Annotated in this window: 4 protein-coding genes; 3 read left to right on the top strand and 1 reads right to left on the bottom strand. The window is 49.6% G+C overall.

Features of this window, described 5'->3' with window-relative positions; all coding sequences use genetic code 11:
- Positions 1-830 precede the first annotated feature (830 nt).
- From RJ60_RS12655 to RJ60_RS12645, 3 genes are read left to right on the top strand one after another with little or no spacing between them, the layout of a single operon-like run.
- Positions 831-1166, top strand: a complete 336-nt coding sequence (locus RJ60_RS12655; protein ID WP_103134931.1) for a 4Fe-4S binding protein — start codon at positions 831-833, stop codon at positions 1164-1166.
- 51 nt (positions 1167-1217) lie between these two features.
- Positions 1218-2147, top strand: a complete 930-nt coding sequence (locus RJ60_RS12650) for a radical SAM protein (protein ID WP_258006320.1) — start codon at positions 1218-1220, stop codon at positions 2145-2147.
- 3 nt (positions 2148-2150) lie between these two features.
- Positions 2151-2474: a NifB/NifX family molybdenum-iron cluster-binding protein gene (locus RJ60_RS12645; protein ID WP_103134929.1), complete on the top strand. Its 324-nt coding sequence runs from the start codon at positions 2151-2153 to the stop codon at positions 2472-2474.
- A gap of 188 nt (positions 2475-2662) precedes the next feature.
- Here RJ60_RS12645 and RJ60_RS15635 read toward each other — a convergent pair whose 3' ends face one another.
- Entirely contained in the window at positions 2663-2818 is a 156-nt protein-coding gene (locus tag RJ60_RS15635) for a hypothetical protein (protein ID WP_180979950.1), read from the bottom strand.
- Positions 2819-4162: the final 1344 nt, after the last annotated feature.

The raw sequence follows: 4162 nt of genomic DNA, 5'->3' as shown, positions 1-4162 counted from the left end.
GCTATCTTCTCTGTTTTATGGGGTCAAGTGATAAAGTCAAGAAAAACCAGCACGCGGTTGACCGTTCTCCATTCTCCGAGTTAGAACACCAGGAGAGTAACTAGTTCCAAAACAGGTAGCTCTGTCCTTAGACCCGCTGATCGCTGTGCGCTGGGTAGAGCAAGGATCCGCTGAGAAGAACCGCTGAGGGCTGAACGCTGGATAGAGCAAGGACCCGCTGGGAAGATCAGGAAAGCGTAGCTTTCGAGGCTGGGGGTATGGGGTAGCAGGTACGTAAGATCTTGACCAACCTTCTGAGTCAGCAGCTGACAACGAAGTTTCTTGCCTGTTGGGAGGTTCGTAAGATCTTGACCTACCCCAAGAGAGTTAACGGTTCACCGTCCAAAGATCCGCTATTTTCGCTCTGGAAGATAGATCTTTACGAAGGACGGCTCTTCACAGCGTACACCGGTTCTTATTGACCAAGTCAGTCCGTATTCTCGCTCACAACGAATGATCTTTACGAAGGACGGGTCCACGATCTGGGACGGGCAACGAAGGACGGCTCTAAACAGCGTCCAGCGGGTTTTCCGCTTTTAAGCGCACAGCGGTTCTTTTGCTTGCAACTGGTTTTCTCTTGCAACTCACAACATGGAACTTGGAACCAATGAATACTGCAAAGCTTATTGGCAAGTGGTCGTCTCACTAGGTCGGTTTTTGGAAGCACCTTCTTTTCGGGATGTTCGTCTGCGTATTCCAGAAATTTGTGAAAGGGGGGTTTTGAAGTGAGTTTTGAAGTGATATAATATATATGCAATAAACATATATAATGAAAAAAGGAGATGTTTAAATTGCCTTGGGTAAGAGAAGATATGTGCACCGGATGCGGACTGTGTATCAAAGCCTGTCCGGTGGAAGGTGCAATAGTAATGAAGGCGGGCAAGGCGTACATAAACAACGCGCTTTGCACCAGATGCGGGGATTGTTTCAGTGCATGTCCGGTGAATGCAATAAGGTCAAACTCTGAAAATCCCTCTCTTAGAGCCGGTGGAGGAGGATACGGCATCGGCCGTGGAACCGGTTCTGGACAGGGAAGAGGGCTAGGAAGAGGACAGGGAAGAGGTATGGGGGGAGGCAGACGCGGAGGCGGACAGGGAAAGGGCATGGGAGGACAGGGAGGAAGATAGCCAAACAATATCGTTAGGGAAGTGATTCGTCTGAGTCATGTATACGGAGTGGTGCCTTCAAGAAGACTTGGCAGATCGCTTGGGGTCTGTACGATACCGTTCAAGACATGCAATTACTCGTGTATTTACTGCCAGCTGGGAAGAACGACCAATATGACCAATACCAGGCGGACCTTCTATCCGCCTGAGGAGATTCTATCCGAGGCAAGAAGGTTTATAGAGGCTCATGGTGAAGAGTCGTTCGATGTTGTGACGGTTGTCGGAGAAGGTGAACCGACTCTGTACAAGCCCTTGGATTCCATAGTGAATGGACTAAAAGAACTGACAGCCAAGCCGCTTGTGCTAATCACAAATGGCTCTCTTCTATATGAGAAAACATTGAGAGAAGAGATAATGAATTTCGACATTGTGATGCCGACCTTCGATGCCATTGACGGGGAGAGCTTCAGAAAAATAAACAGACCCTTTGGAAAGCTAAGGTACAAAAGAGTATACAATGGTTTGCTAGAGTTTTCGAAGGAATTCAAGGGTGAAATCTGGCTGGAAGTAATGCTCTTAAAGAATTACAACGACAGTGACAGATTTCTTGGAGAACTGAAGAATAGGATCGAACTGCTGGCCCCGGCAAGAGTGTACATAAATGTTCCTGCCAGGCCACCGGCAGAAGAAAATGTAGAAATACCTGAAGAAGAGACGCTTAGATATGCCCGCGCCCTTCTGAAGGCGGAGAGTATCGAGAACCTCCCAGTGAGCAGCTTCACTACCTCTGAGAAAAAAGCGCTGGATGCAGTGATCGAGATCATCAAGCGCCATCCGATGTCGGAGAAAGACATAAAGAGTTTTGTGGAGGCGGAGTTCAATGAGGAATCGGTCGGAGATCTTCTGAAGAGACTTAGCAAGAATCCGAACGTCGAGAAGAACTCCTATCGGGGGAAGGATTTTTACAGATACATCCTTGCAGGAAGACGATCAGGAGGATGAGAGATGGGAAAGTTAATCGCAATCGGGACCAACGACGGCTTCAAATTGAACGACGACCACTTCGGGCAGTCAAGGTACTACGACATTTATGAGCTTGACGAAGGCAAATGCGCCGTCAAGCTGGAAGCAAGGCCTAATCCTTATTTCGAGAATCATAAGCATGCGGAACTCGACGAGATCCTCCAGGTTATCGGTGACTGCCCTGTATGGATCGGGGCAGCAATGGGACAGGGATCGCTGAAAAAGCTCGCCGAGATGGACTACGAGCCGGTGATTCTAGAGCCGATGACAATTGAAGAGGCATTGAAGGCGTATCTGGAAAAATAACGTTGGTGGCTTCGTCACAGCCAGTCGAGCTTCGCGGGCAAAGAGCTGATTGTCGCTGAATGCCTATGAAAACCACGCTGTCCGTTATCGGTCCGCCGTCCACCGAGAGAGCAGACAGCCGTCAAAGAGAAATCATTGTTCTTTGTTCCAGAGCAAGGATCTGTTCTTCGTTCTTGGTCAAGGTGAGATCAAAGAGATGCTTGTGACGGCGTAAGCTTCAATTCCAACCTTACTGGTTTCTTCTCTCTCTCTTCTCTCGTGACGAGAACCCTCTCCTGTTTCTCGTCCTCTCTCCTCATCTCGTGCTCTCCATGCTCTTCTTTGAAACAGACATCCTTCGCCACTTCGTGGCCCTCCTCCCTCAAGGGAGGACTTAAGATCATCATCCAAAGAGCTTGATAGGTCTTGAAGGTCTGCTCGGAGAACAGCGAACCGAAAACGGATAACCGTTCCTGCGACTTGCAACTTGCATCATGGAACTTGCAACTGATGACCAGACCCTGGACGCGGAGTGTCAACGATGAACCGCTCTTCTGCTCTTGATCTTAAATCCTTGCTCGAGCGGGGGGGACCGCTTGCGGTGGGGTGTGTGCTCTTTGAAGCGCGTTTCACATCGATCCGACTGGCCGAGTTTTATCGGATGTATAACTCTTCACGTGATTGGTCTGTCTGTGCTATATGTTCTTGCCAGGAACCAACAACCGCTCTCTCAGGATTATTTCAGGGCAGCGGCTTTTCCAGTCCTCAAAGACCAACACCCTCCGCCACTTCGTGGCCCTCCTCCCTCAAGGGAGGACTTGAGATCAGGATCATCAGGAGCCAAATACAGTTACACTGCCAAAGGAGAAGGAGCATAATATGATTTCTATTTAGCTCCCTAACTTATGGGTAATGAAGAGCGCTCGAGAGGGGATCAAAGAACTCTTCAAGGCTTCTAACCAACGGATTTGGTCTTCCGAGCGTTCAGCGCTCCTAAACCTCCCTTACTTTGTCTTTTGCTTCCTGGCGAAGCCAGCCTTGCGTCCTATTTCGCTGTTTCCAACCCCCTACCCGCTACCCCCAACCCCGTTCTTATGCTTTCTCTTACAAGTCACAACTTGGAACTTGGAACCGATCCTTTGCTCTTTCCAGCGTCAGCGTATCTTAGCAAGCGAAGAGCGGCTCTTTTCGTCGAACGGATAACCGTTAAACGGTCAACCAGGTTTTCTTGCTCTTTCCTACCACGAACCCGCAACCCCCAACCCCGGTTATTCTTTCTCCCTCCTGGCGAAGCCAGCCATGCGTCCCCGGATGGTTTTCCTGAAATTATTCTAGTCGTGATTGTGCCCTTGTTTGTTTATAAGCTCTTACCAACCACCAACCACCTACCACCAACCACGGCTCTTAGCCCTCCTGGCGCGAAAGCGTCAGCATCACTTCCCCGGATGTTCCTCCGGGCATCACTTCCTGCGCAGCAGCATCACTTCTGCATCTTGCAACTGATCTTTTGCTCTTTCCTACCACGAACCGGTGAGTAGCCCAGGGGGATTTCACCCCCAGGCTCTCTCAGAACCGGACTTGAACCTCTCGATTCATCCGGCTCCCATTATCCAGCCATATAGAATATCCCCATTGTCCAGTGTACAAATAGATGAGGCTCCCTGCGAGCAAGAGCTTCTAGCCATTTACCCGCTTTTGTAAGACCTCTC

The sequence above is a fragment of the Mesotoga sp. B105.6.4 genome (assembly GCF_002896535.1).
In the GTDB taxonomy this organism is placed as follows: Bacteria; Thermotogota; Thermotogae; order Petrotogales; family Kosmotogaceae; genus Mesotoga.
The sequence above is the reverse complement of the archived record's forward strand: the minus strand, read 5'-3'. Positions and strand labels throughout refer to the sequence as shown.